The sequence below is a fragment of the Pseudomonas sp. Os17 genome, from assembly GCF_001547895.1.
Lineage (GTDB): Bacteria > Pseudomonadota > Gammaproteobacteria > Pseudomonadales > Pseudomonadaceae > Aquipseudomonas.
In genome coordinates, this window is the sequence record NZ_AP014627.1 from 3523156 (window position 1) to 3549275 (window position 26120).

Genomic DNA, 26120 nt, shown 5'->3' on the forward strand with positions numbered 1-26120 from the left:
CTGGCCTGCCCCTGAGGGCTGTGTCGAACAGGTGGCTGCGCTATGCTGCGCGCCGCCCACTTCCCTTCCGCCCCGCAAGGACAGCGCCATTGATCGCCCCCACTGTTTTGCCAACCCTGGTCCTGCTGCCGGGGATGGATGGCACCGGCACCCTGTTCGAACCGCTGCGCCTGGCCCTGGACCCGAGCCTGCCCGTGCAGGTGCTGGATTACCCCGCCGATCAGGTGCTGGACTACGCCGCCCTGGTGCAACGGGTATGGCAACAACTGCCGACGGACCGCCCGTTCGTATTGCTGGGCGAGTCGTTTTCCGGCCCGGTGGCGGTGAGCATTGCCGCCCGGCGTCCGGCGCGATTGCAGGGGCTGGTGCTGTGCTGCAGTTTTGTGCGCAACCCACGGCCGGCACTGGCGCCCCTGGCGCCGCTGTTCGGGCTGTTGCCCATGGGGCGCTTGCCCTTCTGGCCGATGGACGCCCTGCTGCTCGGCGGTTTTTCCACGCCATCGCTGCGCCAGGCGCTGGGGGCCGCCATTGCCCAGGTGGCGCCACCCGTATTGCAGGCCCGGCTGCAAGAGGTGATCGCGGTGGACGCGAGCCGGGCCCTGAGCGAAACCTCGGTGCCTGTGTTGTACCTGCGGGCCTCCCGCGATCGGCTGGTGCCCGCCTCGGCGGCGGCCCTGGTCAGGCAGTTGCGCCCGGATGCGCGCCTGGTGGAGATCGACGGCCCACACTGCCTGCTCCAGGCCTCGCCGCGAGAGGCCGCCGCGCAGTTGCAAGCCTTTATCCAAGCGCTGATTCCTGCCCGCACCGGAGCCGGTGACCACTGAACATCGCACCACCTGGCTAAATTCCCTACCCGAGCGTCATACAACTGCTCGTTTACATATGCGACAATGCGCACAAATTCCAACACGCACCCCGCACTTTTTGCTCAGCAACCCGGCCCTGGCGCCGGAATGTTGCGCTCGACGTACGCCCGCTGGCTCAGCTCCACACTCAGACCGGCCCGACCTGGAAGGCTCCAGATCGCGCTTTGTGGATTCAAGGTCGGCGCTAAATCATTGGTAGGTAAGTAATTGATCTCCACAGCTAACATCACCATGCAGTTCGGCGCCAAGCCACTGTTCGAGAACGTTTCGGTCAAGTTCAACGGTGGCAACCGTTACGGTCTGATCGGCGCCAACGGTTGCGGCAAGTCGACCTTCATGAAAATCCTCGGTGGCGACCTCGAGCCGTCCGGCGGCCAGGTCATGCTGGAGCCCAACGTGCGCCTGGGTAAACTGCGCCAGGACCAGTTCGCCTACGAAGAATTCACCGTGATCGACACCGTGATCATGGGTCACGAAGAGCTGTGGAAGGTCAAGGCCGAGCGCGATCGCATCTACTCGCTGCCGGAAATGACCGAAGAAGACGGCATGGCCGTGGCCGAGCTGGAAACCGAATTCGCCGAGATGGACGGCTACACCGCTGAGTCCCGCGCCGGTGAACTGCTGCTGGGCCTGGGCATTCCCCTGGAACAGCATTTCGGCCCGATGACCGAAGTCGCTCCAGGCTGGAAACTGCGGGTGCTGCTGGCCCAGGCGCTGTTCTCCGATCCGGAAGTGCTGCTGCTGGACGAACCGACCAACCACCTGGACATCAACACCATCCGCTGGCTGGAAAACATTCTCACGGCGCGTAACAGCACCATGATCATCATTTCCCACGACCGGCACTTCCTTAACAGTGTCTGCACCCACATGGCCGACCTGGACTACGGCGAGCTGCGCCTGTTCCCGGGCAACTACGACGAGTACATGATCGCCGCGACCCAGTCCCGCGAGCAGTTGCTGTCGGACAACGCCAAGAAGAAAGCCCAGATCGCCGAACTGCAGACCTTCGTCAGCCGCTTCTCGGCCAACGCCTCGAAAGCCAAGCAGGCCACTTCCCGGGCCAAGCAGATCGACAAGATCCAGCTGGCCGAAGTCAAGCCGTCGAGCCGGGTCAGCCCGTTCATCCGCTTCGAACAGACCAAGAAGCTGCACCGCCAGGCGGTGACCCTGGAGCGCATGTCCAAGGGCTTCGATGGCAAGACCCTGTTCCAGAACTTCAGCTTCACCGTCGAAGCCGGCGAGCGCGTGGCGATCATCGGCCCCAACGGTATCGGCAAGACCACCCTGCTGCGCACCCTGGTGGGCGAGCTGACCCCGGACGCCGGTTCGGTGAAATGGACCGAAAGTGCGGAAATCGGCTACTACGCCCAGGACCACGCCCATGACTTCGAAGACGACGTCAGCCTGTTCGACTGGATGGGCCAATGGACCCAGGGCGAGCAGATGATCCGCGGCACCCTCGGCCGGATGCTGTTCTCCAACGACGAGATCCTCAAGTCGGTGAAGGTGATTTCCGGTGGTGAGCAAGGTCGCATGCTGTTCGGCAAGCTGATCCTGCAAAAGCCCAACGTGCTGGTGATGGACGAACCGACCAACCACCTGGACATGGAATCCATCGAGGCCTTGAACCTGGCCCTGGAAAACTACCCGGGCACCCTGATCTTCGTCAGCCACGACCGTGAGTTCGTCTCGTCCCTGGCCACTCGCATCATCGAGCTGAGCCCAAGCGGCGTGACCGACTTCAGCGGCACCTACGACGACTACCTGCGCAGCCAGGGCGTGATGTTCTAAAGCAGCAGCCAGTTTCAAGCCACAAGCGTCGAGAAAAGCCCCGTCCGTTGTGACGGGGCTTTTTCGTATGCGCCCCCCCTCTCGTAGGAGCCGGCTTGCCGGCGAAAAGGCCCTTGAGTCGGCATTGCCCCTGAGAATACCTTCGCTGGCAAGCCAGCTCCTACGGGGCGGAGGGGCAAGATAGTTAGCCTGCTTCCTTTTATCATCGCGGCACGCGATGATGCGGCTCTCTAACCGCCGCCCGCGAACGAGCCTTCATGCCCGAGCCACAGACCTCCGCTCAAAGCTCCATGGCGATCACCCTGCAGATCGTCTCCATCGTCTTCTATACCTTTATTGCCTTCCTCTGCATCGGCCTGCCAATCGCCGTGCTGCCGGGCTACGTCCACGAACAGCTGGGCTTCAGCGCGGTGATTGCCGGGCTGACCATCGGCGCGCAATACCTGGCCACCCTGCTCAGCCGGCCCATGGCCGGGCGCATGTCGGACACCGTGGGCACCAAGCGCTCGATCATCTACGGCTTGCTGGGGATTCTCCTCAGCGGGCTTTTGACCCTGATTTCAGTGTGGCTGGAACACTGGCCACTGCTGAGCCTTGCCGTGCTGTTGGGCGCACGCCTGCTGCTGGGCGTGGCCCAGGGCTTGATCGGGGTCGGCACCATCAGCTGGTGCATGGGCCAGGTGGGCGCGGAACACACGGCACGCTCGATTTCCTGGAACGGCATTGCCTCCTACGGCGCCATTGCCATCGGCGCGCCGCTGGGGGTGGTGATGGTTGAGCAATACGGTTTCACCAGCCTGGGCATCGCCCTGTCGGTTCTGGCAGTGCTGGCCCTGCTGCTGATTCGCAACAAACCCTCGGTGCCGGTGATTCGCGGCGAGCGCCTGCCGTTCTGGGCGGTCTTCGGGCGCATTGCCCCCTTCGGCGCCAGCCTCAGCCTGGCCTCCATCGGCTATGGCACCCTGACCACCTTCATTACCTTGTTCTACCTGAGCCGCGGCTGGACCGGCGCCGCCTATTGCCTGACGGTGTTCGGGGTGTGCTTCATCTGCTCGCGGTTGCTGTTCATCTCCAGCATCAGCCGCTTTGGCGGCTTTCGCTCGGCCATTGCCTGCATGTGCGTCGAGACCCTGGGGCTGACCCTGCTCTGGCTGGCGCCGTCCACGGCCTGGGCGCTGATCGGCGCCGGGCTCACCGGCTTCGGCTTGTCGCTGGTGTACCCGGCGCTGGGGGTGGAAGCCATCAAGCAGGTGCCCAACAGCAGCCGTGGCGCCGGTTTGAGTGCCTATGCGGTGTTTTTCGATCTGGCCCTGGCCATCGCCGGCCCCTTGATGGGCGCGGTGGCCCTGAACCTGGGGTATTCGTGGATTTTCTTCTGCGCCGCCCTGCTCTCGATCACCGGCCTGGGACTGACGCTGCTGCTCAAGCGCCGGGCCGGCGCCTGAGTTACTGGTCGGCGGTCTGCATCCCGGCCCGGCTTGGGCGACCCAGGGTATGGGCGAAAAAGCGACCGGCTTCGGCAATCAGGTTGCGGTGAATGTCTTCGCGATCAACACCGTCGGCGTCGGTGCACAGGGCCGGCATGGCCGCCAACTGCTCGGCGGTGCACGGCGCCATGAACACGAAGTGCCCGGCGCCGGCCAGCAGCTTGAAGTCCGGAGCCACCGGCAGCTTGCGTGCCAGGGCCGCGGCGTTCTTGTCCAGGGCCACCAGCTGGTCGCCATCGCCGCTGTAGAGCAGCACGGGCACGTGCACCCCGGCCAGGGTATGGCGGCCGAACTTCAGGCTCAGGGGCGCCATCAGCATCAGCGCATGCACCCGCGGATCGGCCACGGGCTGCAGGTCGTCACGGTCGACGATCAGCTCGCCCCGGGTGTTGCAGGCATCCCGGTCATCGGGGCGCTCCTGGCAATAGCGCCGCAGGCGATCCAGGTCGGGCGTGGCACCGGAGAGAATCAGGGCCGTCTCACCGCCGGCGGAATAGCCAATCACCCCGACCTGGTCGGCATTGACGAAGGGCGACAGCATCGGATCGCCCAGGGTCGCGGTAATGGCTTCGGAAATCTGGATCGGCCGTCCATAGAGATTGCTCAAGGTGCCCAGGCGGCTGTGGTCCTTGGAGTTGTCACCGGGATGAATCACCGCCACCACCACGAACCCCTTGCGCGCCAGGGAGGTGGCCAGGTCGTGCAGGGCCAGGGGCGTACCGGTATTGCCGTGGGACAGCATCAGCATCGGAAAGCGGCCAATGGCGATCTTGGCATCCCGCGAGGCGTCGATTTTGTAGCCCTCGAGCACACTGGCGTGCTCGATGCCGGTGGACGGATAAAAGGCGATGGCGCGCATCGGCTGCAGGTCCAGGGGATCGAGAAAGCTCATCTCATGGAAACCCACGCTCCAGTGTGGATGTGGCCCGGGGGCGGCTTGCACCGTCATCAGGCTGCTGAGCAGGCAGATCAGTAACACTGCACCAAGACGTTTCATGACACGCCCACCTTTGCCGCTGGATCGAGAAAGCCCCCTGCCCCTGCCATCCCTTGCCGCCAAGGCCTTGTAGCGAGATCGGCCCAGCCCCTGGGATGCACAGCGCGCAAGCACCACTGCGCTCATCGGTAAACGTGCATAACCTGGGCCAGAAATACTGAAAACCGCCAATAAAAAAACTCCGCATCCTGATCACTTCAAGCAGTGATCAGAATACAGAGTCTAGTGCTGCCTGCCGTACAGGAAAGCGTCTTTACACAAGCCTTACGCCGCGGCGAAGAGTTGCTCGCTGATTTGCGCCTGGGCATCGCTCAGGGCTTTGCTGCGCACTTCTTCACCGTAAGCCAGGCCGTGGGCACGAACGAACTCGATGTCGGTGATACCGAGGAAACCGAACAGCACCTTGAGGTAATCCTCGTGGGCAGCCCCAGTGGCCTGGCCCACATGCAAGCCGCCGGAGGTGGAAACCACTATCACTTTCTTGCCTGCGCACAGGCCTTGCGGGCCGGCTTCGGTGTAGCGGAAAGTCTGGCCGGCCACGGCAATGCGGTCGATCCAGGCCTTGAGCTGGGTCGGAATGGTGAAGTTGTACATCGGCGCGGCAATCACCACCGCATCGGCGGCCTGGAATTCGGCCAGGGCCTGGGCGCTGAGCTCGGCCTCATGCTGCTGTGCGGCGTCCCGCAGTTCAGCGGCGGTGCCGGCGGCCACCAGGGTGGCTGCGGAGAAGTGGCTGATGGCATCCCCGGCCAGGTCGCGGTAGGTCACGGTTACCTCAGGCTGGGCGGTTTTCCAGGCCTGGACCACGCTTTGGCTCAGCTGACGGGAGGCCGAGTTGTCACCAAGGATGCTGGAATCGATATGCAAGAGTTTCATCTGGGATCTCCAAGTGAGGACCGCCACTGGGCGATCGGATGTGCGCAATCCTACAGATGAATTCAATAGCTGATTAGACGGCATAAATGCGATAGTTCGTCCCATCAGCAGGACAATCGAGCCCTCCTCTCATGCAAGACCTCAACGATCTGTATTACTTCGCCAAGGTGGTGGAAGCCGGTGGCTTCGCCGCCGCCGGGCGTTTGCTGGGCATTCCCAAGTCGCGGCTGTCGCGGCGCATCGCCGAACTGGAAGAGCGGCTCAAGGCCCGCTTGCTGCAACGCACCACCCGCCAGCTCAAGCTCACTGCCGTGGGCGAGCGTTACTTGCGCCATTGCCAGGCGATGTTGCTGGAAGCGGAAATGGCCGATGAAGCCGTGGCCAGCATGGCCAGCGAACCCCGGGGACGCCTGCGGGTGTCGAGCCCGGTGGGGTTGGCCCATGAGTTGCTGACACCGCTGGTCAGCAGCTACCTGCAGAAATACCCCCAGGTGCAACTGGAGATGCTCTTGCTCAACCGCCGCGTCGACCTGGTGACCGAAGGCATCGACGTGGCCCTGCGGGTGCGTGAACACGGCGATGAAGATCCGCTGCTGGTGACCCGCCGCCTGCGCCCGGCGCAAACCGCAATCGTCGCCAGTCCCGACTTTGTGAAGGAGCACCCGGTGCTGCATCCGGAAGACCTGCGGCAGCTGCCCATCCTCGGCGCCCTGGAGGCTGATCGGCTGGTGCACCTGCGCCTGCTGGACCAGCAAGGCCAGGCCTGCGACCTGGCCCTGGAAGCGCGCCTGGGCATCGACGACTTCATCGTGCGGCGCGCCTGTGCCCTCGCCGGCCTGGGCTGCACCGTCCTGCCGATGCTGTATTGCGAGGCTGAACTGGCCAGCGGCCAACTGGTGCAGATGCTGCCGCAATGGTCATTGCCCGGCGGCTGGCTGCAAGCGGTGTATCCTCACCGCCGCGGTGTGTTGCCGGCGGTGCGGGCCTGGATCGAGCACCTGAGCGAATCCTTCGAAGGCTGTGGAGAAAGACTGCTGTGAAAGACGCAATCCTCACTGAACAACAAGTGGCGCAGTTCTGCCTGGACCTGCCCGGGGCGCGCGAGGACTACAAATGGGGCGGTGTGCGCGTGTTCTCGATCGCCGGCAGCAAGATGTTCGCCCTGCAGAACCTGCGGGGCAGCTCCCTGGCCTTCAAGGTCGACCAGGAGCTGTTTCTCGGCCATGTCGACCGTCCGGGCATTGCCCCGGCGCCCTATCTGGCGCGGGCGCACTGGATCATCATGCAAACGCCCTACCCGCTGGGTGCCGAGGAACTCCGGGCACTGCTGCAACGCTCCCATCAACTGGTGGTGGGCAAGTTGCCCAAGCGGGCGCAGGTCGGGCTGCTGCTCTAGAACAGGCTCAGCAGGCTGTTTTCCAGGAACAGCCGGTCAATCCAGTAGACCTGATGCAAGGCCACGATCAGCCAGAACAAGGTCTGATAGGACAGTTTGCGGGTCTTGTGCCGCAACAGTTGCTGGGCCAGCAGGGCCCCGGGCCAGCCGCCGGCCAGTTCCAGGGCGTGCAGCACATTCTCCGGAATCCGCCGGCCCTCGGCCCGGGCCTGACGCTTGTCGTGCCAGTAACACAGGAACGTCAGCAGGCTGACCGCGCCGTAAGCCACCAGGGGCACGATCGAGATGCCGCGCCACCACAGGGACAGCGAACCGAACAACGGCAAGGCGCACAGCACGACCAGCACCAGCAGCTTGAACCTCAGGTGGCGGATTCGCGCAGCGCTGCCCGGCTGCGGTGCGCGGCCGGCGCCTTTCACGACTTGACCGCCGTCCAGTCGACCCAGCCGAACTGCCAGGTCGCCAGGATCAGCAGGCCGAAGGCGATGCGGTACCAGGCAAACGCCGCATAGCTGTGGCTGGCAATGAACTTCAGCAGCCCCTTGACCGCGATCATGGCGAAGATGAAGGCCGTGACGAAGCCGATGGCGAACACCGGAAAATCGTCAGGCTGGAACAGGTGCCGGTACTTGTAGCCGGAATACACCGCGGCCCCGACCATGGTGGGCATGGCCAGGAAGAACGAAAACTCGGTGGCGGTCTTGCGCGACAGGCCGAACAGCAGCCCGCCGATGATGGTCGAGCCGGAGCGCGAAGTCCCGGGGATCATCGCCAGGCACTGGGCACAACCGACTTTCAGTGCGTCCTTCCAAGTGATCTCGTCCACGCTTTCGGCGTGCACCCGGTGCTGGCGCCGCTCGGCCCAGAGCATGATCACCCCGCCGATCACCAGGGCCGTGGCCACGGTGATGGGGTTGAACAGATAGGCGTGGATCAGGTCGGCGAAGATCCCCCCCAGCACCACCGCCGGTAGAAAGGCGATCAGCAGGTTGACCGTGAAGCGCTGGGCCTTGGGCTGGTTCGGCAGACCGATCACCACCTCCAGGATCTTGCGCCGAAACTCCCAGACCACGGCCAGGATCGCACCCAGCTGAATGATGATGTTGAAGGCCATCGCCCGCTCGCCACCGAAGTCGAGCAGGTCAGCGACGATAATCTGGTGTCCGGTACTGCTGATGGGCAAAAACTCGGTCAGGCCTTCGACAATCCCGAGTATCAATGCCTGTGCGGCGCTCCAAAGATCCATTAATCCCCCATAAGGCGATGCTCGTGGCATGCCTCTTTTTTAAGTAGTCGACTCAGTCACTGCGCTGGGCGCAGGTGAAATTTTCCGGCCGTAAGTTCAACACAAGCCCATGAAAATTCTGTGAAAAGGGCAGAAAGGTTCAGGTTTTGCGCGAAGGCGCCGAAATCCTAACAGACAGGCGCAAAATACACCGCGATGTTATTGGACTTCCGTAGGGTAGGCGCTCGAAGGCAGGCGTGCTTGGATGCACACGGCCTTTTATGACAAGTACAAAAACCAGGAGTGACCGGATGATGAATAGCTTGCGCAAGATGTCCATCAGTCAGCGTTTGTGGCTGATCCTGATCGTGGCAGTGCTGACCCTGGTGACTCTGGGCGTGATGATGCTTGGACAGATTCACGGTGACCTGTACCAGGCCAAGGCGCAGAAAACCCAGCATGTGGTGCAGACCGCCGCCGGTGTGCTCACTTACTACCAGGGCCTGGAAGCCGCCGGCAGCCTGAGCCGCGAACAGGCGCAGCAACAGGCGCTGCAAGCCATCCGCGGGTTGCGCTACAACCAGAACGACTACTTCTGGATCAACGACCTGAGGCCGGTGATGATCATGCACCCGGCCAACCCCAAGCTCGACGGACAGAACCTGGCGGCGGTCAAGGATCCGGACGGCTTCGAGGTGTTCAATGAAATGGTCGCCCTGGCCAAGTCCAAGGGCGCCGGCATGGTGGATTACCGCTGGCCCAAGCCCGGGGCCGAGCAGCCGGTACAGAAGACCTCCTATATACAGCTGTTCCAGCCCTGGGGCTGGATCATCGGTTCCGGGGTCTACATCGATGACCTGCAACAGGAGTTCTATGCCCAGGTCCTGCAGGCCTCCTCCATCGGCCTGGTGATCGCCCTGCTGATGACCGTGCTGGTGGTACTGATCGTGCGCAGCATCGTCAACCCGCTGCGCGAGACGGTGCACGCCATGGCCAACATCGCCAGCGGTGAAAGCGACCTGACCCGGCGCCTGGATACCCATGGCCAGGACGAAGTCACCGAGCTGGCCCGGCATTTCAATGGCTTCACCGCCAAGTTGCGCGGGGTGGTCACCCAGTTGCAGTCCAGCGCTGCCGCACTGGAGCAGTCATCCAGCGAGCTGGGCAGCAACGCCAGCGAAGCCCAGGAACGCAGTCAGCAACAGTCCCAGCAGATGGAACAGGTGGCCGCGGCCATCAGTCAGGTCACCAGCGGCGTACAGGATGTGGCCAGGAATGCCGAACACGCGGCCAGCGAAGTGCGCGAAGCCGAAGCCCAGGCCCAGCAGGGCCAGCTCAACATCGACGGCAGTCTGCAGCAGATCGACCAGTTGTCCGCGACCATCGACCAGGCCGTGGAAGTGATCCGCACCCTGGCGACGGAAAGCACCCAGATCGGCAGCGTGCTGGAGGTGATCCGCGCCATTGCCGAGCAGACCAACCTGCTGGCCCTGAACGCCGCCATCGAGGCCGCCCGGGCCGGGGAACAGGGCCGGGGGTTTGCCGTGGTGGCCGATGAAGTGCGCCTGCTGGCTCAGCGTACCCAGCAGTCCACCGCGGAAATCCAGGGCATGATCGAACGCCTGCAGAGTCACTCCGAAGCCGCGGTCAAGGTCATCGGCGACAGCAGCCGGGCCTCGCAGTCGACCATCGAACAGGCCGGGCTGGCCGGCACCAGCCTCAACGCCATCGGCCAGGCCTTGCGCACCCTCAACGGCCTGAACGCCTCGATCGCCAGCGCCACGCTGCAACAGGCCCACGTGGTGGAGGACATCAACCACAACGTCGGTCAGGCCGCGGGCCTGTCCCAGGGCACCGCACTGGCCGCCCAGCACTCCAGCGCCGCCAGCCGGCACCTCAAGGAGCTCTCGGAACAGCTCAACGGCCTGCTGCGCCAGTTCCGCGTCTAGGCGCCACGGGCGCGCGGCTCCGGGCTAACGTCCGGGGCCGACTCTGGGTACAATCCGCCCCCTCCTCCACTTCCCCAAGGAACCGCCATGTCCGGGCTTGAACTGTTTGCCGCTGCGCTAGGCGTGATCGCCGTCTGGCTGACGGTCAGGCAGAACCCCTGGTGCTGGCCCATCGGCCTGGTCATGGTGCTGCTCTACAGCTGGATCTTCTACGAGGTCAAACTCTATTCCGACATGCTCCTGCAAGTGGTCTACGCCGTGCTGCAGCTCTATGGCTGGTGGCAATGGACCCGGGGTGGCGATCAGCATCAGGGGCGCCCGGTCAGCCAGTTGCAGACCGTCGGCCTGCTCCAGGGCCTGGCCCTGGGGGCGCTGGGCAGCCTGTTGCTGGGCGCGGCCATGGCCCACTGGACCGACGCTGCCCAGCCCTGGCTCGATGCCGCCCTGACCGCCTTCAGTCTGGTGGCGCAGTGGTGGATGGCGCAGAAACGCGTGCAATGCTGGCCATTGTGGATCGCCGTGGACGTGATCTTCGTCGGCCTGTTCGTCTACAAGGCGCTGTACCTGACCGCCGCGCTCTACGCCCTGTTCACCCTGCTGGCGGTCCAGGGCTGGCGCACCTGGCGCGCCGACCCGGCCCTGCAATCGTGAAGGTGCTGGTCCTCACCGGCCCCGAGTCCAGCGGCAAGAGCTGGCTGGCGGCCGAGCTGCAAGCGCACTTCGGCGGCATCCAGGTGGGCGAGTACGTGCGCCACTTCATCGAGCAGGAACGCCGCGACACCTGCCTGGCGGACATCCCCGCGATCGCCCGTGGCCAATTGGCCTGGGAGGATCAGGCGCGCTCGCAGCAGCCGGCCCTGCTGATCCTCGACACCCACCTGCTGAGCAACCTGCTGTGGAGCCAGGCCCTGTTCGGCGATTGCCCGGCCTGGCTGGAGCCGCAACTGCTGGCCCGCCACTACGACCTGCACCTGCTGCTATCGCCGGAGGATGTGGACTGGAGCGATGACGGTCAGCGCTGCCAGCCGCAACTGGAACAGCGCCTGGCCTTCTTTGCCGCCACCCGGCAGTGGCTGGAGCGCCATGGGCAAGCCTATCGGGTCATTCGCGGGGATTGGCAGGCGCGCCGGCAACAGGCCTTTGCCCAGGTCCGGCAACTGCTGCAGGACTGATCCTGCCGGGTGGCCCGGCACCAGAGTGTCCATTTCTGAAACACTCCCCAGCCGATCAGGCCGCCATTTCCGGGGCCTGCGTCACGCGCGGGAGAAACTGTTAAGTCACTGATACACCCCTGCAGCAACCCCTGTTGCAGAGCATTTGCAAGGCCATGGCTAGTGGCCGGTATGGCGAACTGTCTCAAGCATGAAACAGTCAGGCGGCCCATTTCCGCACTGCATTCGCAAACCCTTGAATCTGCAAGACAAATCAAAAGCGGCACGGCTTCTGCTCTCTCCCTGTCAACGCTGACTAGGGCCAGCACTGAGAAGAAGGAATGCCGCCGTGGGGACTCTGAAGCAACGTTTCACCCGCCTACTGCTGATCGGCTGTGCCGTCAGCGCGGTGCATAGCCTTCCGGTCCTGGCAGCAGGCAATGGCCAGATCGTTCTGGAACGCCAGGTGCATCCGACCCCTGCCGGTCGTCCCCTGAATCTGGATCCCAACCCGACCACGGTCAACGCCAATCCGTCGGGGCCGGTCACCGGCACACTCAACAACGAAATGAGCGACAGCGAGTTCGCCGGCATCAACAGCGGTTCGCTGGTTCGCGGCGCCGTGATGCCCAACGGCAGTGGGGTCGCCGGCCTCAACGTGGTGACCAATCCCAACGGCCTGCCCGGCATGAGCGCTGGCCACGGTGGCGGCTCCGGGTCGTCGATCTCCGGGTCGATCAACCGCTCCATCAGCTCCGGCATGGCGCCGTTGAGCAACATCGGAGGCCGCTGAGATGAAGCGCTCACTGCTGTTTATCGCCCTGCTGGCCTGTACTTCAGCCATGGCCGACAGCGCCACCCAGGTCCAGGACACCGCGACCCTGAACAATTCCGGCTCGGGCTACACCGGCAACCTGAACATCAACCAGGCCGCCGGCGACCAGCAACAGCAGACCAACGTGCGGGCCATCGCCATCGGCACCAATGCCAAGGCCAGCACCAGCGTGACCCAGAAGATCACCACGCCAGCCGACCGCTCGGTCAATGCCAGCAGCACCATCGGCGGCCACTCTTTCAGCAACGGCAACGGCGCACTGGGTGTCAACCAGTCGTCCGGGGCCAATAACCAGATGGTCAATGCCTTGCGGATCAGCATCAGCGCCAATCCGCAAAGCATCGACGACAGCGCGCTCTCGCAGCAGAACGTCGCGCTGTTACCAAGCTCGGGCGCATCTGACCCTCAGCAAGGCAGCCGCCAGGTCGTTACCAGCGACCAGGCCTTCACCGGCAGCCGTGGGGTGATTCAGGTGAACCAGAGTGCCGGGGTGGGGAACCGCATGGCTAACACCCTGAGCATCCGGGTCGCCGATTGACCCGTCGTAGTGCAATTAGAAAGTACCAACACTTAACCAACTAATAAGCACCGGAGAAACACCATGAAACCTACAATGGCTCTCAAACCACTGGTTTTCGCACTGGCCGCAGTCATGGCAATGGCCGCTCAGGCAGGTGGTAACGAACATGGTCACAACGGCGGTCATGGCAATGGCCATGGCGATCACAACCAAGGTCCGGATCTCAACACTCTGCTGCAAATCACCGCTGGGGCCGGTGCTGCAGTGATCGACGTGCAGAACAGCAACACCAACGTGGTGAAAAATCAGGGCACCAACAACAACGCCAAGATGGACAATTCCCTGAACAGCTCCAACGGCAACATGGGCGCCAACGTCGCCGCCGGCGACGGCAACCAACAAGACAACGCCGCTGCCCTGGCAACCGCTGACGAAAGCTTCATCTTCGGCAGCGCCGTGGCCGCTTCCAGCGCCACCCAGGTCAACAACAACAACTACGTGAAAAACTCGTCGACCCAAAACAACGCGACGATGAACAACTCCGGCAACAACGGCTCCGGCAACATCGGCGTCAACGTCACCGCCGGCGACTTCAACCAACAGAAAAACAACCTGGCCATTGCCGTGTCCGGTGGTCGCGTAGCCACCGCCGCCGCCTCGGCCAACCAAACCTCCACCAATCTGGTGGTGGATAACAAAGGTGTCCAGGCCTACAAAAAAGACACCCTCACTGGCGGCTTCGTGGCCTCCGGCAGCTACAAAGGCACCGGCAGCGGCAAGATCGAAGGCGGCGACGATCACAGCGGTCATGGCTATGGCGACAACAAAGGCCACGGCAACGACGATCAGAAACTCACCTTCAAGGAACAAGGCACCATCGAACTGGCCGGCTACTGGACCCAGCAAGTGCTGACCAAAGACGGCTGGAAAAACCCAGTGGTCAACAACGCCAGCATGACCAACTCGATGAACGGCTTCTCCGGCAACGGCGGCGCCAACGTCTCGGCCGGTGTGGGCAACCAACAAAGCAACTCGCTGTCCATCGCCGCCGGCTGCAAAGCCTGCATGTAGTAGCGATCGTAACGAAAGCCCCGGAAACGGGGCTTTTCCACAGTCTCACCAGGCGTAACGATCATGCGTACTGCGATCATCATTCTACTGTTGAGCCTATGCGGCCCCGTGTACTCGGCACAGATGGCCGTGGCCGGACTCGCGGGCGGCGGCCTGATCTTCAAGCAAGTGCAAAGTGTGCGTGAGCGCAAATTCAGCGACATCGTCGAACAGAAGACCGACTTCAGTTGCGGCGCCGCAGCGCTGGCAACCATCCTGCGTCAGGCCTACTGGCTGGACGTCAACGAGGAACAAGTGATCAAGGGCATGCTGATGAATTCGGACCAGAAGCTGGTCCAGACTCAGGGCTTCTCGATGCTTGACATGAAACGCTATGCAGAAAGTATCGGCATGCGCGCCAGGGGTTACCGGATTCCTCCGGAAAAGCTCGAGGCGGTGACCATCCCGGTGGTCGTACTGATGGAAATTCGCGGCTACAAACACTTCGTGGTGATGCAGCGGGCCCAGAAAGACTGGGTCTACATCGGTGATCCGGTGCTGGGTCACAAACGCTACACCCATGAAGACTTCGTCAAGGGCTGGAACGGCATCGTCTTTGCCATCATCGGCCCGGGCTATGACAAGGCCAACGCCCTGCTCGACCCGCCCGCCCCGCTGACCGCGAAAAACAAGCTCGACACCTTCTACCCAGTCAAAGACGCGGAACTGATGGATTTCGGTTTCATCCAGAGCGACTTCTTCTAAGGGGATCGCGCCACGATAAAAAAGGGGGGCAGGACGCTCCGGGAGCAGCAGATGAAGACTACATACTGGCTGGCAGCGGCCTGTCTGGCAGCAGCGCTTCCAGCCCATGCTGGTTTCAAACCCATCGAAGTCCAGGACCAGGAACTCTCGCAATTGCGGGGCCGCTACGTGATGCCGGGACGGATCATCAGTTTCGGCATCGTCATGAGCAGTACCTGGCGCAACGCCAGTGGCGACCTGATCGGCGCCACCAGCACCCTGCAGATTCAACAGTCCACCGTCACCCCGCAATTCTACGTCACCACCATCAACCAGGCCGGCAACGGCAGCACGCCTTCTCAAGGCACCGGCAACGTGATCGGTGGCGCCGGCCTGGGCACCGGCCAGGGCGTGACCCAGGTGGTGCGCGCCGCCGGCGACGGCAACAGCGCCTACAACAACGTCAGCATCAATGTCAGCGAAGCCAATCAGGCGCCCGGCCTGAGCAGCAACCCCGGCCAGGCCCTGCTCAGTGGCCAGACCATCACCGGCAGCAATGCCGCCGGCAGTGTCTCGGTGTCGGCGCTCAATGGCGGGATCCAGATGGCCATTCTGGCCAGCGCCAACCAGGGCGGCACCTTGCAGCAGGTGGGCCAGGGCAACGTCCTACAGAACACCCGGCTGCTGGGCAACAGCAACCTGGTCAGCAACCTGACCCAGCTCAACGTAGTCCTGCAAAACAACGGTCCCAGCAAAGGGGCACTGGACTGCAACCTGACCACCCTCAATGGACTACGCAATTTGAAATTCTGAACTACGCTTTTTTCGACCATTGGGGTTCACAAGGGACGGTTTATTTCATGTATCGATCGGTTTCACTGCGCGCGGTTGTATGTTTGAGCACTCTATTTCCGGCGGCGGCCTTGCAGGCGGCGCCTGATGCGGACGTAGAGACCCTGAAACAAGAACTTCTGGAGCTGAAGCAACGTTACGAAGTGCAGCAGAAGGCGCTGGCAGTGCTGGAACAACGGGTACGCCAGGTCGAAGACCAGCCTGCGGCGCCTCCTCCCAAGCGCCTGGCAAAATCACCCGCCGACCTCAAGGGCAACCAGCAGGTTGCCGGCAGAGGGGCCGCAGCAGCGTCAGGGGGCGCTGCGGGTGGCGCGAGCTATGGCCAGTCACTCAAGGATGACTCGACGCCGGCGCAGAGCGTGACCAACCTCTACGACGAGGCCAGCGGCTTCTTCGGCGGCGGCAAGTTCAGCGTTGAAACGGGCATCAGCTACGCCCGCTACGACACCCGTCAACTGACCCTCAACGGCTTTCTGGCCCTGGATTCGATCCTGCTGGGCACCGTCAACCTGGACCGGATCAAGTCCGACACCTGGACCCTGGACCTGACCGCCCGCTACAACCTGGACAACCGCTGGCAATTCGATATAAACGCGCCGGTTATCTATCGCGAGTCGACTTACCAGTCGGGTGGCGCCAACGGCGGCAGCAGCCAATCCATCTCGGAAAGTACCGTCACTCGCGACCCGACTCTGGGTGACGTCAACGTCGGGGTGGCCTACAAGTTCCTCGACGAGTCCGACTCCCTGCCTGACGCCGTGGTCAGCCTGCGGGTCAAGGCGCCCACCGGCAAGGACCCTTTCGGTATCAAGTTCATCAATCCGGACCCTGGCAACAACAACCTGGTCGTGCCTGAAAGCCTGCCCACCGGTAATGGTGTCTGGTCGGTGACCCCCGGGATCTCGCTGGTCAAGACGTTTGACCCGGCGGTGCTGTTCGGCAGCCTGTCCTACACCCACAACCTGGAAGAATCGTTCGGCGACATCAGCTCCAATGCCGGGCAGAAGATCCCCGGCAAGGTGCAATTGGGCGACAGCTTCCAGATTGGCGCCGGTGTAGCCTTCGCCCTCAACGAAAAAATGAGCATGGCGTTCTCGGTATCGGATCAGATCCAGAAGAAGAGCAAGATCAAGTACACCGGCCAGGACTGGCAAACGGTGGAGTCCAGCGACGCCAACGCCGCCTACTTCAACGTCGGCATGACCATTGCCGCCACCGAACACCTGACCATCGTGCCCAACCTGTCCCTGGGCATGACCCAGGATGCGCCCGACTTCACCTTCAGCCTGAAATTCCCGTACTACTTCTGATCCACCCAAAACAACAAGGCCCGCGACGATTCCCCAATCGCCGCGGGCCTTGGCGTTTCTCCCCGCCCTAGCGGATCTGATGCTTGTGCAGCAAACGGTAGAAGGTCGGGCGCGAGATCCCCAGCACCCGCGCCGCAACGCTGAGGTTGTCGCTGTGCCGGTTGAGCACATCGCACAGGGCCTCGCGCTCGGCGCGGTGCTTGTAGTCCTCCAGGGTGCCCATGGGCAGATCCTGGGCCTGGAGGCTCTGCAGCCCCAGATCGCTGGCCTGAATCTGCCGCCCCTCGGCCAGTACCAGGCCCCGGCGCACCCGGTTGGCCAGTTCACGGACATTGCCCGGCCAATCGTGCTTGCCCATGGCCACCAGGGCATCCTCGCTGAAACTGCGGGGCCGGCGCCCGGTTTCCTGGCTGTAGAAATGGGCAAAGTGACTGGCGAGCATGCCCAGGTCGCCGTGACGCTCGCGCAAGGGTGCGGTGATCACCTGCAACACATTCAGCCGGTAGTACAGGTCCTCACGGAAACGGCCAGCGGCGATCGCCGCCTCCAGATCGACGTGGGTCGCCGCCAGGACGCGCACATCCACTGGAATCGGCTGGCTGCCGCCAACCCGCTCGATGTGTTTTTCCTGCAGAAAGCGCAACAGATTGGCTTGCAGCTCCAACGGCAAGTCGCCGATCTCATCGAGAAACAAGGTGCCGCCATGGGCGGCCTCGATCCGCCCGACCTTGCGCTGATGGGCCCCGGTAAAGGCGCCCTTTTCATGGCCGAAGAGCTCGGACTGGATCAGGTGCTCGGGAATCGCCCCGCAGTTGATCGCCACAAAGGGCTTGTCATGACGCTGGGACTGGCGATGCAGGGTGCGCGCCACCAGTTCCTTGCCGGTGCCGCTCTCACCGCGGATCAGTACTGGCGACTCGGTGGGCGCCAGTTTGCTCAGCAACTTGCGCAAGTCGCGGATCGGCCGGCTGTCGCCGAGCAACTCGTGCTCGGGCTGGTCCACATGAATCGAGCCCTGGCCGCGCAGGCGAGCCATGCCAAAGGCCCGGCCCAGGGTGACCTGAACCCGGGATACGTCGAATGGCAGCGTATGGAAATCGAAAAACCATTCGCAGACGAAGTCACCGACCTTCTGCAGGCGCAGCACTTCCGGACTCAACACCGCAATCCACTCGGTGCCGCTGTGGCTGATCAGCTCCTTGACCGCCTCCGGGCGCTCCAGGTGAAAGGGCTGCAGGCGCAGCAGGCCGACATCGCAGGAACGCTCGCGGGCCGCTTCAAGGTCACAGCTGTCGACATCCCAACCTATGGTGCGCAATCCGGGTAACAGGCGGTGACAGTCGTCACAGGGATCGACCACCAGCAGGCGCCGCTGCACAGGAGCTTCGAGCATGAGTATTCCTTGACGCCAAAAGTTCGAAAAAGTTATTAGAAACAGTGGTTTGGCAAACCTGGCTGTAACATTAGCAAGAACTTGACGGCCGAATGTATCGATTGCTTATAGCGTCGATTACCAAAAGAACTAAGCGGTCGGCGAACGGGCTCTGCGAGCGACTGATTGTCGCAGTAGTTTTTAAAAAGCGCCGCAACTAATGGCCCGCCCACAAGCGTGCAGCACGAAAGTTGTAAAAACTTGTTTTTCGGTGTGACCCGATCCCCACCTCAGTGCATCAGTACACATAACCAGCCGAACGGTAAGCCCAACCGACGGCACATCATCTGATTGGGCACACAGAGAGAAGACCCCATGAACGCCCCGCTCCGTAGAAACGAAGCACTTTTGATCGCCGACCGCGCATTCAAGCCTTTTCAATGCGTGGCCTGGGCCCCACAGGACGGGAACGGCGAACTGAGCCTGACCGTCATCGACCGTACCAGCACCCGTATCGGCCAGACCCGTATTCCCACCAGCGCCTACTCCGATCCGGCCCAGCTCGAAGACCTGCTCAAGCAGGCCCGGGCTGAACTGAGCCAGGAAGGTTATATCCTGCAGTCCTGGGCCATGCCCAAGTAAGGGATGCTGTTAACGGATCACCCTACGGGGTGATCCGTTATTCAAGACAAACAACTAAGCACGCTATCTATCTCCCCTCCTCCGACAACTTTCGCGCCCTGCCGCTGGTTGTTTCTGTTGTTATAAACGAGTCACCACGAAGAATGTTTCTGGCAACTAGCCAGCGCACTTAGTGGGCCTTTGCCAGGTGACCGCGCCCCAGCCCCATCAACGGATCGCTGAAACTGCCCGGCCCGGTCACCAAAGCTTGCGCCTAGAGCAGTCCGCCAAAGCGTCGGTAGTAACTCTCGCCGACATCCGGCAGCGGACCGTCGGCGTTTTCCAGGGCGCTGGCCAGCCATTGCTCGGCCTTGGCCTGGATCAGGCGATAGATATTGCGGCACAGCTGGCGTGCCGCCCGGCCCTCCCAGTCCCCGGGAAGCAGCTCGTCCGGCAACTGCGGATCACGCAGCAACAGTTTGCGGTACTCATGGATCAGCAGCAGACGGGCCAGGAAACAGTCGGCCGGCTGCAGTTGCTCCTGCTCGCGCAAGGCCTGCCACAGCGGGCGGAATAACTGGATGAACTCACTGTAATGCGCCGCCAGCTCATCGATGTTCCAGCTCTCGCGCACTTGCAGGCGCAGGGCCCTGGAACCCAGGACATCCTCGGCCGTGGTGCAAAAGACAATGGTGTCTTCCTGGGCGCCCAGTTCCTGCAAGGTGGCATTGACGTCGGCGCGATCACTGCGCGGACAGGCCAGCAACAGCGGCGACATCGCGGCAAAACCTTGCCATTCCAGCTCCTCACGCACCTGCTTGCGCAGCTCCGGTTGCAACTGCGAGAGCATCACCAGGCACCAGGAGCCGTCCCAAGCCGGCACAGCGGCGCTGTACACCCGCTTGAAGGCCTTGTCGAAACGCCGGCGGCCACTGAGGGTCAGGCTGTAGTAGCTGCGACGCCCGACCTTTTCAGCGCTCAGCCAGCCCTCCTTGCTCAAACGGAAGATCGAAGTGCGGATCAGCCGCTCGTTGATCCCCATGGGTTCCAGCAATTGAATCAGGCTACCCAGCCAAACCGTGCCGCCATGGGGCTCGATGGCATCGCCGTACAAGGTGATGATCAGCGAGCTGGCGCGGATCGGGGTCTGTTCCTGAAAGCGTTTGATCAGATGATTCAGTGGCGCGAGGGACGACATGGACGTACCGGAAAAAAAGGAAGAAATATAGCGGGTTTCAAGGGCAAGCAGCGGCCCGAGCCGTTGATTGCCGCGCTTGGCCTCAAAGACTGTGCTTGGGGCGCACCTGGCTGCCGGCAAACCTTGGCCGGTCGGCCTCCACTTGCACCAGTGGCTCACAGACCTGCATCCGTTCCAGGCAGCGTCGGGTCAGGTGCTGATATTCGCGGGTGCCGGCCTGTTTCCAGGCCACTTCCTGATCACTCAAGGTACGCGTGACCCGAGCCGGCGCGCCCATCACCAGCGACTGCGGCTCACACGCGAAGCCGGCCTTGACGAACGCCGCCGCCGAAACGAAGGAGCGCGCCGCGATGACCGCGTTGTCCATCACCACCGCGTTCATGCCCACCAGCGCATCGGCGCCGATCCGGCAGCCATGCAACACCGCGCCATGGCCGATATGACCGTTGCGCTCGACCACCGTATCGCTGTCGGGAAAGCCGTGCATGACGCAGGTGTCCTGCAGATTGGCGCCCTCTTCGAGGATGATCCGCCCGAAGTCCCCTCGCAGGCTGGCCAGCGGCCCGACGTAGCAGTGCGGGCCGACGATCACATCACCGATCAACACCGCCGAAGGATGTACATAAGCACTGGGATCGACCACGGGAGTCAATCCATCGAGGCTGTAACACGTCATGCTCTACCCCTGTCCAAACACCAATAGACCACCGTTGCCGGCGAATGCAGCACCGCAACAGCGCGACGCGACTTAAGCCTATTACAAAACCAACAAAGCCGGCATTTTGTATCAGATTATTCTCGACACACAAGAAACCCTGGTCGAGCAGCGCAGCGCCCCTCCTGCACGCCCTGAAAAAGCCCTTAAACAGCACGATCAAGCCAGATCAAGCTCTCCAGCCAGACCTCTTGCACGGCAAACAATGAGACACATTAATCAATATCGCTATTGATTTTATGTATCGCTTTGGCGATATACTCGGCCAAAACCGGCTCCCCAGCCGATCCAATAATCGAGCCGGCAACCGGCCGCAACCTCCCGAGGAGGTTCACCATGCCTCAACACCTTGCAGTCGACACCCTGAGCGGTGGCGTTCGCCTGATCACCCTGCAACGTCCGCAAGCCCTCAACGCCCTGACCACGGCCCTGTTGGCCGAGCTGGCGCAGGCCCTGGCTGCAGCCGAGGCCGACCCGCATACCCAAGTCGTGGTCCTGACCGGCAACCGCAAGGCGTTCGCCGCCGGCGCCGACCTCAAGGAAATGGCCGAACGCGACCTGACCGGCATCCTCAACGATCCGCGCCAGTCCAGCTGGGAACAGATCCGCCGCTTCAGCAAGCCGCTGATTGCCGCGGTCAACGGCTTCGCCCTCGGTGGCGGCTGCGAGCTGGCCATGCACGCCGACATCATCATCGCCGGCGAGGACGCACGCTTCGGCCAACCGGAAATCAACCTCGGGATCATGCCCGGCGCCGGCGGCACCCAGCGCCTGCCGCGCACCGTCGGCAAGTCCCTGGCCATGCAGATGGTGCTCACCGGCGAAGCCATAGATGCCCGGCACGCCCTGCGCGCCGGCCTGGTGAGCGAAGTCACCCAGCCGGAGCTGGTGGTCGAGCGCGCCCTGCAACTGGCCCGCCTGATCGCCGGCAAGGCGCCACTGGCGCTGCGCCTGGCCAAGGAGGCCTTGCTCAAGGCCATGGACACCGACCTGGCCAGCGGCCTGCGCCTGGAGCGCCATGCCTTTACCGTGCTGGCCGGCACCCGCGACCGCGAGGAAGGCATCGCCGCATTCCAGGAAAAACGCCCGGCGCAGTTCTCGGGCCACTGAGAACAACCCGCACCGTCCCTTTCGACCTGCACAGAGTGTCCCGACCATGAACTTCGCCACCCTCCTGTTCTCCATCGACCAGGGCGTCGCCCTCATCAGCCTCAACCGTCCCGAACAGCTCAACAGCTTCACCCCGCAGATGCACGGCGAGCTGCGCAGCGCCCTCAAGCAGGTGCGCAACAACCCCGAGGTGCGGGTGTTGCTGCTGACCGGCGAAGGCCGCGGCTTCTGCGCCGGGCAGGACCTGGGCGAGCGTAACGTCGACCCCGGCGAGGCGCCGCCAGATCTGGGGCAATCCATCGAAGCCTTCTACAACCCGCTGGTGCGCGAGTTGCGCGACCTGCCGTTGCCGGTGATCTGCGCGGTCAACGGCGTGGCCGCCGGCGCCGGAGCCAACCTGCCCCTGGCTTGCGATCTGGTGCTGGCGGCGCGCTCCGCGAGCTTTATCCAGGCGTTCTGCAAGCTCGGGCTGATTCCCGATTCCGGCGGCACCTGGCTGCTGCCCCGGCTGGTGGGCATGGCCCGGGCCAAGTCCCTGGCCATGCTCGGCAACCGCCTGAGCGCCGAGCAGGCCGAACAATGGGGGCTGATCCATCAATGCGTGGACGACGACGCGCTGCGGGACGAAGCCCTGCGCCTGGCCCGCCACCTGGCCAGCCAACCCACCTATGGCCTGGCCCTGATCAAGCGCAGCCTGAATGCCAGCCTGCACAACAGCTTCGACCAGCAGCTGGATCTGGAGCGCGACCTGCAGCGCCTGGCGGGCCGCAGCGCAGACTACCGCGAGGGCGTCAGCGCCTTCCTGGAAAAGCGCAGCCCCGTCTTCAAGGGGTGCTGAACATGAACCCACTCAGCCATAACGCACGTATCGCCGTGGTCGGCGCCGGGGCCATGGGCGCCGGTATCGCCCAGGTCGCGGCCCAGGCCGGGCACCCGGTGCTGCTGCTGGACAAGCGGCCGGGCGCCGCGGCCCAGGCCATTGCCGCGATCGACCAGCGCCTCGGCCAGCGAGTGCTCCAGGGCAAGCTTGCGCAGAGTGCCCAGGAGGCCGTCCGCTGCCGCCTGCAGGCGGCGCAGAGCCTGGAGCAACTGGCGGACAGCGACCTGATCATCGAAGCCATCGCCGAACAGTTGCCGGCCAAGCAGCAACTGTTCGCCGAGCTGGAAGCCCTGTGTCGCGCCGACTGCATCCTCGCCAGCAACACCTCTTCCCTGTCGATCACCGCCATTGCCGCCGGCCTGCGCCACCCACAGCGCCTGCTGGGCCTGCACTTCTTCAACCCCGCGCCAGTGATGGCCCTGGTGGAGGTGGTGCGCGGGCTGGCCAGCGATCCGGCGCTGGCGGACGACCTGTACCGAACCATGAGCCGCTGGGGCAAGCATCCGGTGCACAGCCGCTCGACCCCGGGTTTTATCGTCAATCGCGTGGCCCGGCCCTTCTACGGCGAAAGCCTGCGCCTGCTGCAGGAAGGGGCCGGCGACTGCGCCACCCTCGACGCCCTGCTGCGCGAGGCCGGCGGCTTCGCCATGGGCGCCTTCGAACTCACCGACCTGATCGGTCAGGACATCAACTACGCGGTGACCTGCTCGGTGCACGCGGCCTATTACGGTGATCCGCGCTACCAGCCGTCACTGATCCAGAAGGAGTTGGTGGATGCCGGCTACCTGGGGCGCAAGAGCGGCCAGGGCTTCTATCGCTACGCCGCAGACGCGTCACGCCCGCCCGCCGTCGGCCTGAGCAGCGACACGACCGTCGACCACTGCGTCGTGGAAGGCGACCTGGGCTGGGCCGCCCCCCTGGTCCAGCGCCTGGAGAGCCGGGGCGTCCAGGTGATCCGCCGCGACGGTCGGGGCCTGCTGCGGGTCGGCGAGGCGATCCTGGCGCCGAGCGACGGCCGCCCGGCCGGCCAGCGGGCCCGAGACGAAGGCCTGGGCAACAACCTGGTGCTGTTGGACCTGGCCCTGGACTATCGCCAAGCCAGCCGCCTGGCCATCAGTTGCCCCCAGGCGATCGCGCCCCAGGCCCTGGACCAGGCCGTCGCCTTGCTGCAACGGGCCGGGCTGCAGGTCAGCCGACTCAGCGACACCCCGGCGCTGGCGGTCTTGCGTACCGTGGCGATGCTCGTCAACGAAGCCGCCGATGCCGTACTGCAGGGCGTGGCCTCGGCGGCGGATATCGATCTGGCCATGCGCAGCGGGGTCAACTACCCCCTGGGGCCCCTGGCCTGGGCCGACCAACTGGGCCTGCACCCCCTGCTCAAGGTGCTGGAACACCTCCAGGGCGCCTATGGCGAGGAACGCTACCGGCCCTCCCTGCTGCTGCGGCGCCACGTGGCCGAAGGGAGGACCTTCCATGACTGAGCAAGCCGCCATGGAGCTGGCCCGACGCTGCGCCCAGGGCCTTTTCCAGCGCGACCGGGCCAGCCAGGCGCTGGGCATGCGCCTGCTCTCGGTGGCTCCTGGCGCGGCGCGCCTGGGCATGACCGTCAGCCAGGACATGCTCCAGGGCCACGGCACCTGCCACGGCGGCGTGCTCTTCGCCCTCGCCGACTCGGCGTTCGCCATCGCCTGCAACAGCTACGACCAAGCCACGGTGGCCATGGGCTGCAGCATCGAATACATCGCACCGGCGCATCAGGGAGACACCCTGACCGCCGACTGCCATGAACAGAACCGCAGGGGGCGCACAGGGCACTATGCGGTTCGCATCGAAAACCAGCAGGGACAGCTGATTGCCCTGTTTCAAGGCAAATCCTACAAAGTGCGCGGCCCAGTGCTGACACAGGAGACAGACCATGAATGACGCACTGATCATCGATGCCGTCCGAACCCCGATCGGGCGCTATGCCGGGGCGCTGAGCAGCGTGCGCGCCGACGACCTGGGGGCGATCCCCCTGCGCGAACTGCTGCGCCGCCATCCGCAGGTCGACTGGAGCGAGGTGGACGACCTGATCTACGGCTGCGCCAACCAGGCCGGCGAGGACAATCGCAACGTGGCCCGCATGTCGGCACTGCTGGCCGGGCTGCCGACCCGCGTATCGGCGGTCACCCTCAACCGCCTGTGCGGCTCCGGGCTGGATGCCGTGGGCAGCGCCGCCCGAGCGATTCGCAGTGGCGAGGCCGGACTGGTCCTGGCCGGCGGCGTGGAGTCCATGTCCCGGGCACCCATGGTGCTGGCCAAGGCCGAAAGCGCCTTCTCGCGCCAGGCCGAGCTGTACGACACCACCCTGGGCTGGCGTTTCGTCAACCCCTTGATGCAGCAGCAGTACGGCATCGATTCGATGGCCGAGACTGCGGAGAACGTCGCCGAACAGTTCAGCATCTCCCGCGCCGATCAGGACGCCTTCGCCCTGCGCAGCCAGCTGCGCGCCAGCGCGGCCCAGGCCAGCGGCCGCCTGGCCCGGGAGATCGTCCCGGTAAGCATTGCCCAGCGCAAAGGCCCGCCGCTGGAGGTGAGCGTCGATGAACACCCCCGGGCCGCAACCACCCTGGAACAGCTGCAGAAACTGCCGACGCCCTTCCGCCCTGATGGCAGCGTCACCGCTGGCAACGCCTCGGGACTCAACGACGGCGCCTGCGCCCTGCTGCTGGCCAGCCCGGCCCTGGCCCAGCGTCATGACCTGCGGCCCCGGGGCCGGGTGGTGGCCATGGCCACCGCCGGGGTCGAACCCAGGATCATGGGCATCGGCCCGGTGCCGGCCTGCCACAAGGTGCTGGACCTGGCCCAGCTCAGCCTGGCGGACCTGGACGTGATCGAGCTCAACGAGGCCTTTGCCGCCCAGGCCCTGGCGGTGCTGCGCGAACTGGGGCTGGCGGACGACGACCCGCGGGTCAACCCCAACGGCGGCGCCATTGCCCTGGGGCATCCCCTGGGCATGAGCGGCGCGCGACTGGTGACCACCGCCCTGCACGAACTGGAGCAGCGTCAGGGACGTTATGCCCTGTGCACCATGTGCATCGGGGTCGGCCAAGGCATTGCCCTGATCATCGAGAGGCTGTAACAACCTCAGGATTCCATCCCTGCATGCACTCAGACCCCGCCTGCCGGCGAG

27 protein-coding genes are annotated in these 26120 nt (G+C 63.9%); 20 read left to right on the forward strand and 7 right to left on the reverse strand.

Annotation, left to right across the window (positions count from 1 at the left end):
• Window positions 1-89 precede the first annotated feature (89 nt).
• The 3 genes from POS17_RS15375 (at window position 90) to POS17_RS15385 (ending at window position 4105) form a co-directional block, all read left to right on the forward strand.
• Entirely contained in the window at window positions 90-824 is a 735-nt protein-coding gene (locus tag POS17_RS15375) for an alpha/beta fold hydrolase (protein WP_060839363.1), read from the forward strand.
• 249 nt (window positions 825-1073) lie between these two features.
• Window positions 1074-2660, forward strand: a complete 1587-nt coding sequence (locus tag POS17_RS15380) for an ABC-F family ATPase (RefSeq protein ID WP_016965368.1) — start codon at window positions 1074-1076, stop codon at window positions 2658-2660.
• Between the two features lie 257 nt (window positions 2661-2917).
• The gene (locus POS17_RS15385; protein WP_060839364.1) at window positions 2918-4105 is read left to right on the forward strand and encodes an MFS transporter; all 1188 of its coding nucleotides are present in this window, start codon (window positions 2918-2920) and stop codon (window positions 4103-4105) included.
• 1 nt (window position 4106) lies between these two features.
• On the opposite strand, the gene POS17_RS15390 is transcribed toward POS17_RS15385, so the two are convergent.
• Window positions 4107-5144: an alpha/beta hydrolase family protein gene (locus POS17_RS15390; protein WP_060839365.1), complete on the reverse strand. Its 1038-nt coding sequence runs from the start codon at window positions 5142-5144 to the stop codon at window positions 4107-4109.
• Window positions 5145-5408: 264 nt separating this feature from the next.
• On the reverse strand, window positions 5409-6020 hold the full coding sequence (locus POS17_RS15395; protein WP_060839366.1) for an FMN-dependent NADH-azoreductase: 612 nt from the start codon (window positions 6018-6020) through the stop codon (window positions 5409-5411).
• Between the two features lie 131 nt (window positions 6021-6151).
• On the opposite strand from POS17_RS15395, the gene POS17_RS15400 reads away from it, so the two are divergent.
• The gene (locus POS17_RS15400; protein WP_060839367.1) at window positions 6152-7060 is read left to right on the forward strand and encodes a LysR substrate-binding domain-containing protein; all 909 of its coding nucleotides are present in this window, start codon (window positions 6152-6154) and stop codon (window positions 7058-7060) included.
• Window positions 7057-7416 (forward strand): MmcQ/YjbR family DNA-binding protein, encoded by a 360-nt coding sequence (locus tag POS17_RS15405; RefSeq protein ID WP_016968591.1) that lies wholly within the window; start codon window positions 7057-7059, stop codon window positions 7414-7416. Before POS17_RS15400 ends, POS17_RS15405 begins: the two co-directional genes overlap by 4 nt.
• On the opposite strand, the gene POS17_RS15410 is transcribed toward POS17_RS15405, so the two are convergent.
• Both POS17_RS15410 and POS17_RS15415 read right to left on the reverse strand, forming a co-directional pair.
• Window positions 7413-7835, reverse strand: a complete 423-nt coding sequence (locus POS17_RS15410) for a DUF1294 domain-containing protein (protein ID WP_060839368.1) — start codon at window positions 7833-7835, stop codon at window positions 7413-7415. The two genes, POS17_RS15405 and POS17_RS15410, sit on opposite strands and share 4 nt — an antisense overlap.
• Window positions 7832-8662, reverse strand: coding sequence for an undecaprenyl-diphosphate phosphatase (locus POS17_RS15415; protein WP_060839369.1), 831 nt, complete (start codon window positions 8660-8662; stop codon window positions 7832-7834). The genes POS17_RS15410 and POS17_RS15415 overlap by 4 nt, the downstream gene beginning before the upstream one ends.
• Window positions 8663-8955: 293 nt before the next feature.
• Between POS17_RS15415 and POS17_RS15420 the strand changes: the two genes are divergently transcribed.
• The 9 genes from POS17_RS15420 (at window position 8956) to POS17_RS15460 (ending at window position 17052) form a co-directional block, all read left to right on the forward strand.
• Window positions 8956-10590, forward strand: a complete 1635-nt coding sequence (locus POS17_RS15420) for a methyl-accepting chemotaxis protein (RefSeq protein ID WP_060841948.1) — start codon at window positions 8956-8958, stop codon at window positions 10588-10590.
• Between the two features lie 87 nt (window positions 10591-10677).
• The gene (gene pnuC, locus POS17_RS15425; RefSeq protein WP_060839370.1) at window positions 10678-11241 is read left to right on the forward strand and encodes a nicotinamide riboside transporter PnuC; all 564 of its coding nucleotides are present in this window, start codon (window positions 10678-10680) and stop codon (window positions 11239-11241) included.
• On the forward strand, window positions 11238-11762 hold the full coding sequence (locus POS17_RS15430) for an AAA family ATPase (protein ID WP_060839371.1): 525 nt from the start codon (window positions 11238-11240) through the stop codon (window positions 11760-11762). Before pnuC ends, POS17_RS15430 begins: the two co-directional genes overlap by 4 nt.
• 328 nt (window positions 11763-12090) lie before the next feature.
• Window positions 12091-12534 carry a hypothetical protein gene (locus tag POS17_RS15435; protein ID WP_060839372.1) on the forward strand — a complete coding sequence of 148 codons (444 nt, stop codon included), beginning with the start codon at window positions 12091-12093 and terminating at the stop codon, window positions 12532-12534.
• Window position 12535: 1 nt separating this feature from the next.
• Window positions 12536-13114, forward strand: coding sequence for a hypothetical protein (locus tag POS17_RS15440; protein ID WP_060839373.1), 579 nt, complete (start codon window positions 12536-12538; stop codon window positions 13112-13114).
• Window positions 13115-13177: 63 nt separating this feature from the next.
• Complete coding sequence (locus POS17_RS15445) at window positions 13178-14167, forward strand: hypothetical protein (RefSeq protein ID WP_060839374.1); 990 nt, start codon at window positions 13178-13180, stop codon at window positions 14165-14167.
• 63 nt (window positions 14168-14230) lie between these two features.
• Window positions 14231-14911 carry a C39 family peptidase gene (locus POS17_RS15450; protein ID WP_060839375.1) on the forward strand — a complete coding sequence of 227 codons (681 nt, stop codon included), beginning with the start codon at window positions 14231-14233 and terminating at the stop codon, window positions 14909-14911.
• A gap of 51 nt (window positions 14912-14962) precedes the next feature.
• Window positions 14963-15703, forward strand: a complete 741-nt coding sequence (locus POS17_RS15455) for a hypothetical protein (protein WP_060839376.1) — start codon at window positions 14963-14965, stop codon at window positions 15701-15703.
• 47 nt (window positions 15704-15750) lie between these two features.
• Window positions 15751-17052: a hypothetical protein gene (locus POS17_RS15460; RefSeq protein ID WP_060839377.1), complete on the forward strand. Its 1302-nt coding sequence runs from the start codon at window positions 15751-15753 to the stop codon at window positions 17050-17052.
• 67 nt (window positions 17053-17119) lie between these two features.
• On the opposite strand, the gene POS17_RS15465 is transcribed toward POS17_RS15460, so the two are convergent.
• Window positions 17120-18445, reverse strand: a complete 1326-nt coding sequence (locus POS17_RS15465; RefSeq protein WP_060839378.1) for a sigma-54 dependent transcriptional regulator — start codon at window positions 18443-18445, stop codon at window positions 17120-17122.
• Window positions 18446-18799: 354 nt separating this feature from the next.
• On the opposite strand from POS17_RS15465, the gene POS17_RS15470 reads away from it, so the two are divergent.
• Window positions 18800-19066 carry a hypothetical protein gene (locus POS17_RS15470; RefSeq protein ID WP_042941674.1) on the forward strand — a complete coding sequence of 89 codons (267 nt, stop codon included), beginning with the start codon at window positions 18800-18802 and terminating at the stop codon, window positions 19064-19066.
• Window positions 19067-19319: 253 nt separating this feature from the next.
• Here POS17_RS15470 and paaX read toward each other — a convergent pair whose 3' ends face one another.
• Window positions 19320-20243: a phenylacetic acid degradation operon negative regulatory protein PaaX gene (gene paaX, locus POS17_RS15475; protein WP_060839379.1), complete on the reverse strand. Its 924-nt coding sequence runs from the start codon at window positions 20241-20243 to the stop codon at window positions 19320-19322.
• A gap of 82 nt (window positions 20244-20325) precedes the next feature.
• Window positions 20326-20919 (reverse strand): phenylacetic acid degradation protein PaaY, encoded by a 594-nt coding sequence (gene paaY / locus POS17_RS15480; RefSeq protein WP_060839380.1) that lies wholly within the window; start codon window positions 20917-20919, stop codon window positions 20326-20328.
• A 375-nt stretch (window positions 20920-21294) separates the two neighbouring features.
• Between paaY and paaF the strand changes: the two genes are divergently transcribed.
• From paaF to pcaF, 5 genes are read left to right on the forward strand one after another with little or no spacing between them, the layout of a single operon-like run.
• Window positions 21295-22068, forward strand: coding sequence for a 2,3-dehydroadipyl-CoA hydratase PaaF (gene paaF / locus POS17_RS15485; RefSeq protein ID WP_060839381.1), 774 nt, complete (start codon window positions 21295-21297; stop codon window positions 22066-22068).
• Between the two features lie 46 nt (window positions 22069-22114).
• Complete coding sequence (paaG, locus tag POS17_RS15490) at window positions 22115-22906, forward strand: 2-(1,2-epoxy-1,2-dihydrophenyl)acetyl-CoA isomerase PaaG (RefSeq protein ID WP_060839382.1); 792 nt, start codon at window positions 22115-22117, stop codon at window positions 22904-22906.
• A 2-nt stretch (window positions 22907-22908) separates the two neighbouring features.
• Window positions 22909-24429 (forward strand): 3-hydroxyacyl-CoA dehydrogenase PaaH, encoded by a 1521-nt coding sequence (gene paaH / locus POS17_RS15495; protein WP_060839383.1) that lies wholly within the window; start codon window positions 22909-22911, stop codon window positions 24427-24429.
• Window positions 24422-24871 (forward strand): hydroxyphenylacetyl-CoA thioesterase PaaI, encoded by a 450-nt coding sequence (paaI, locus tag POS17_RS15500; protein WP_060839384.1) that lies wholly within the window; start codon window positions 24422-24424, stop codon window positions 24869-24871. Before paaH ends, paaI begins: the two co-directional genes overlap by 8 nt.
• Window positions 24864-26069, forward strand: coding sequence for a 3-oxoadipyl-CoA thiolase (pcaF, locus tag POS17_RS15505; RefSeq protein WP_060839385.1), 1206 nt, complete (start codon window positions 24864-24866; stop codon window positions 26067-26069). Before paaI ends, pcaF begins: the two co-directional genes overlap by 8 nt.
• The last annotated feature ends 51 nt before the right edge of the window (window positions 26070-26120 follow it).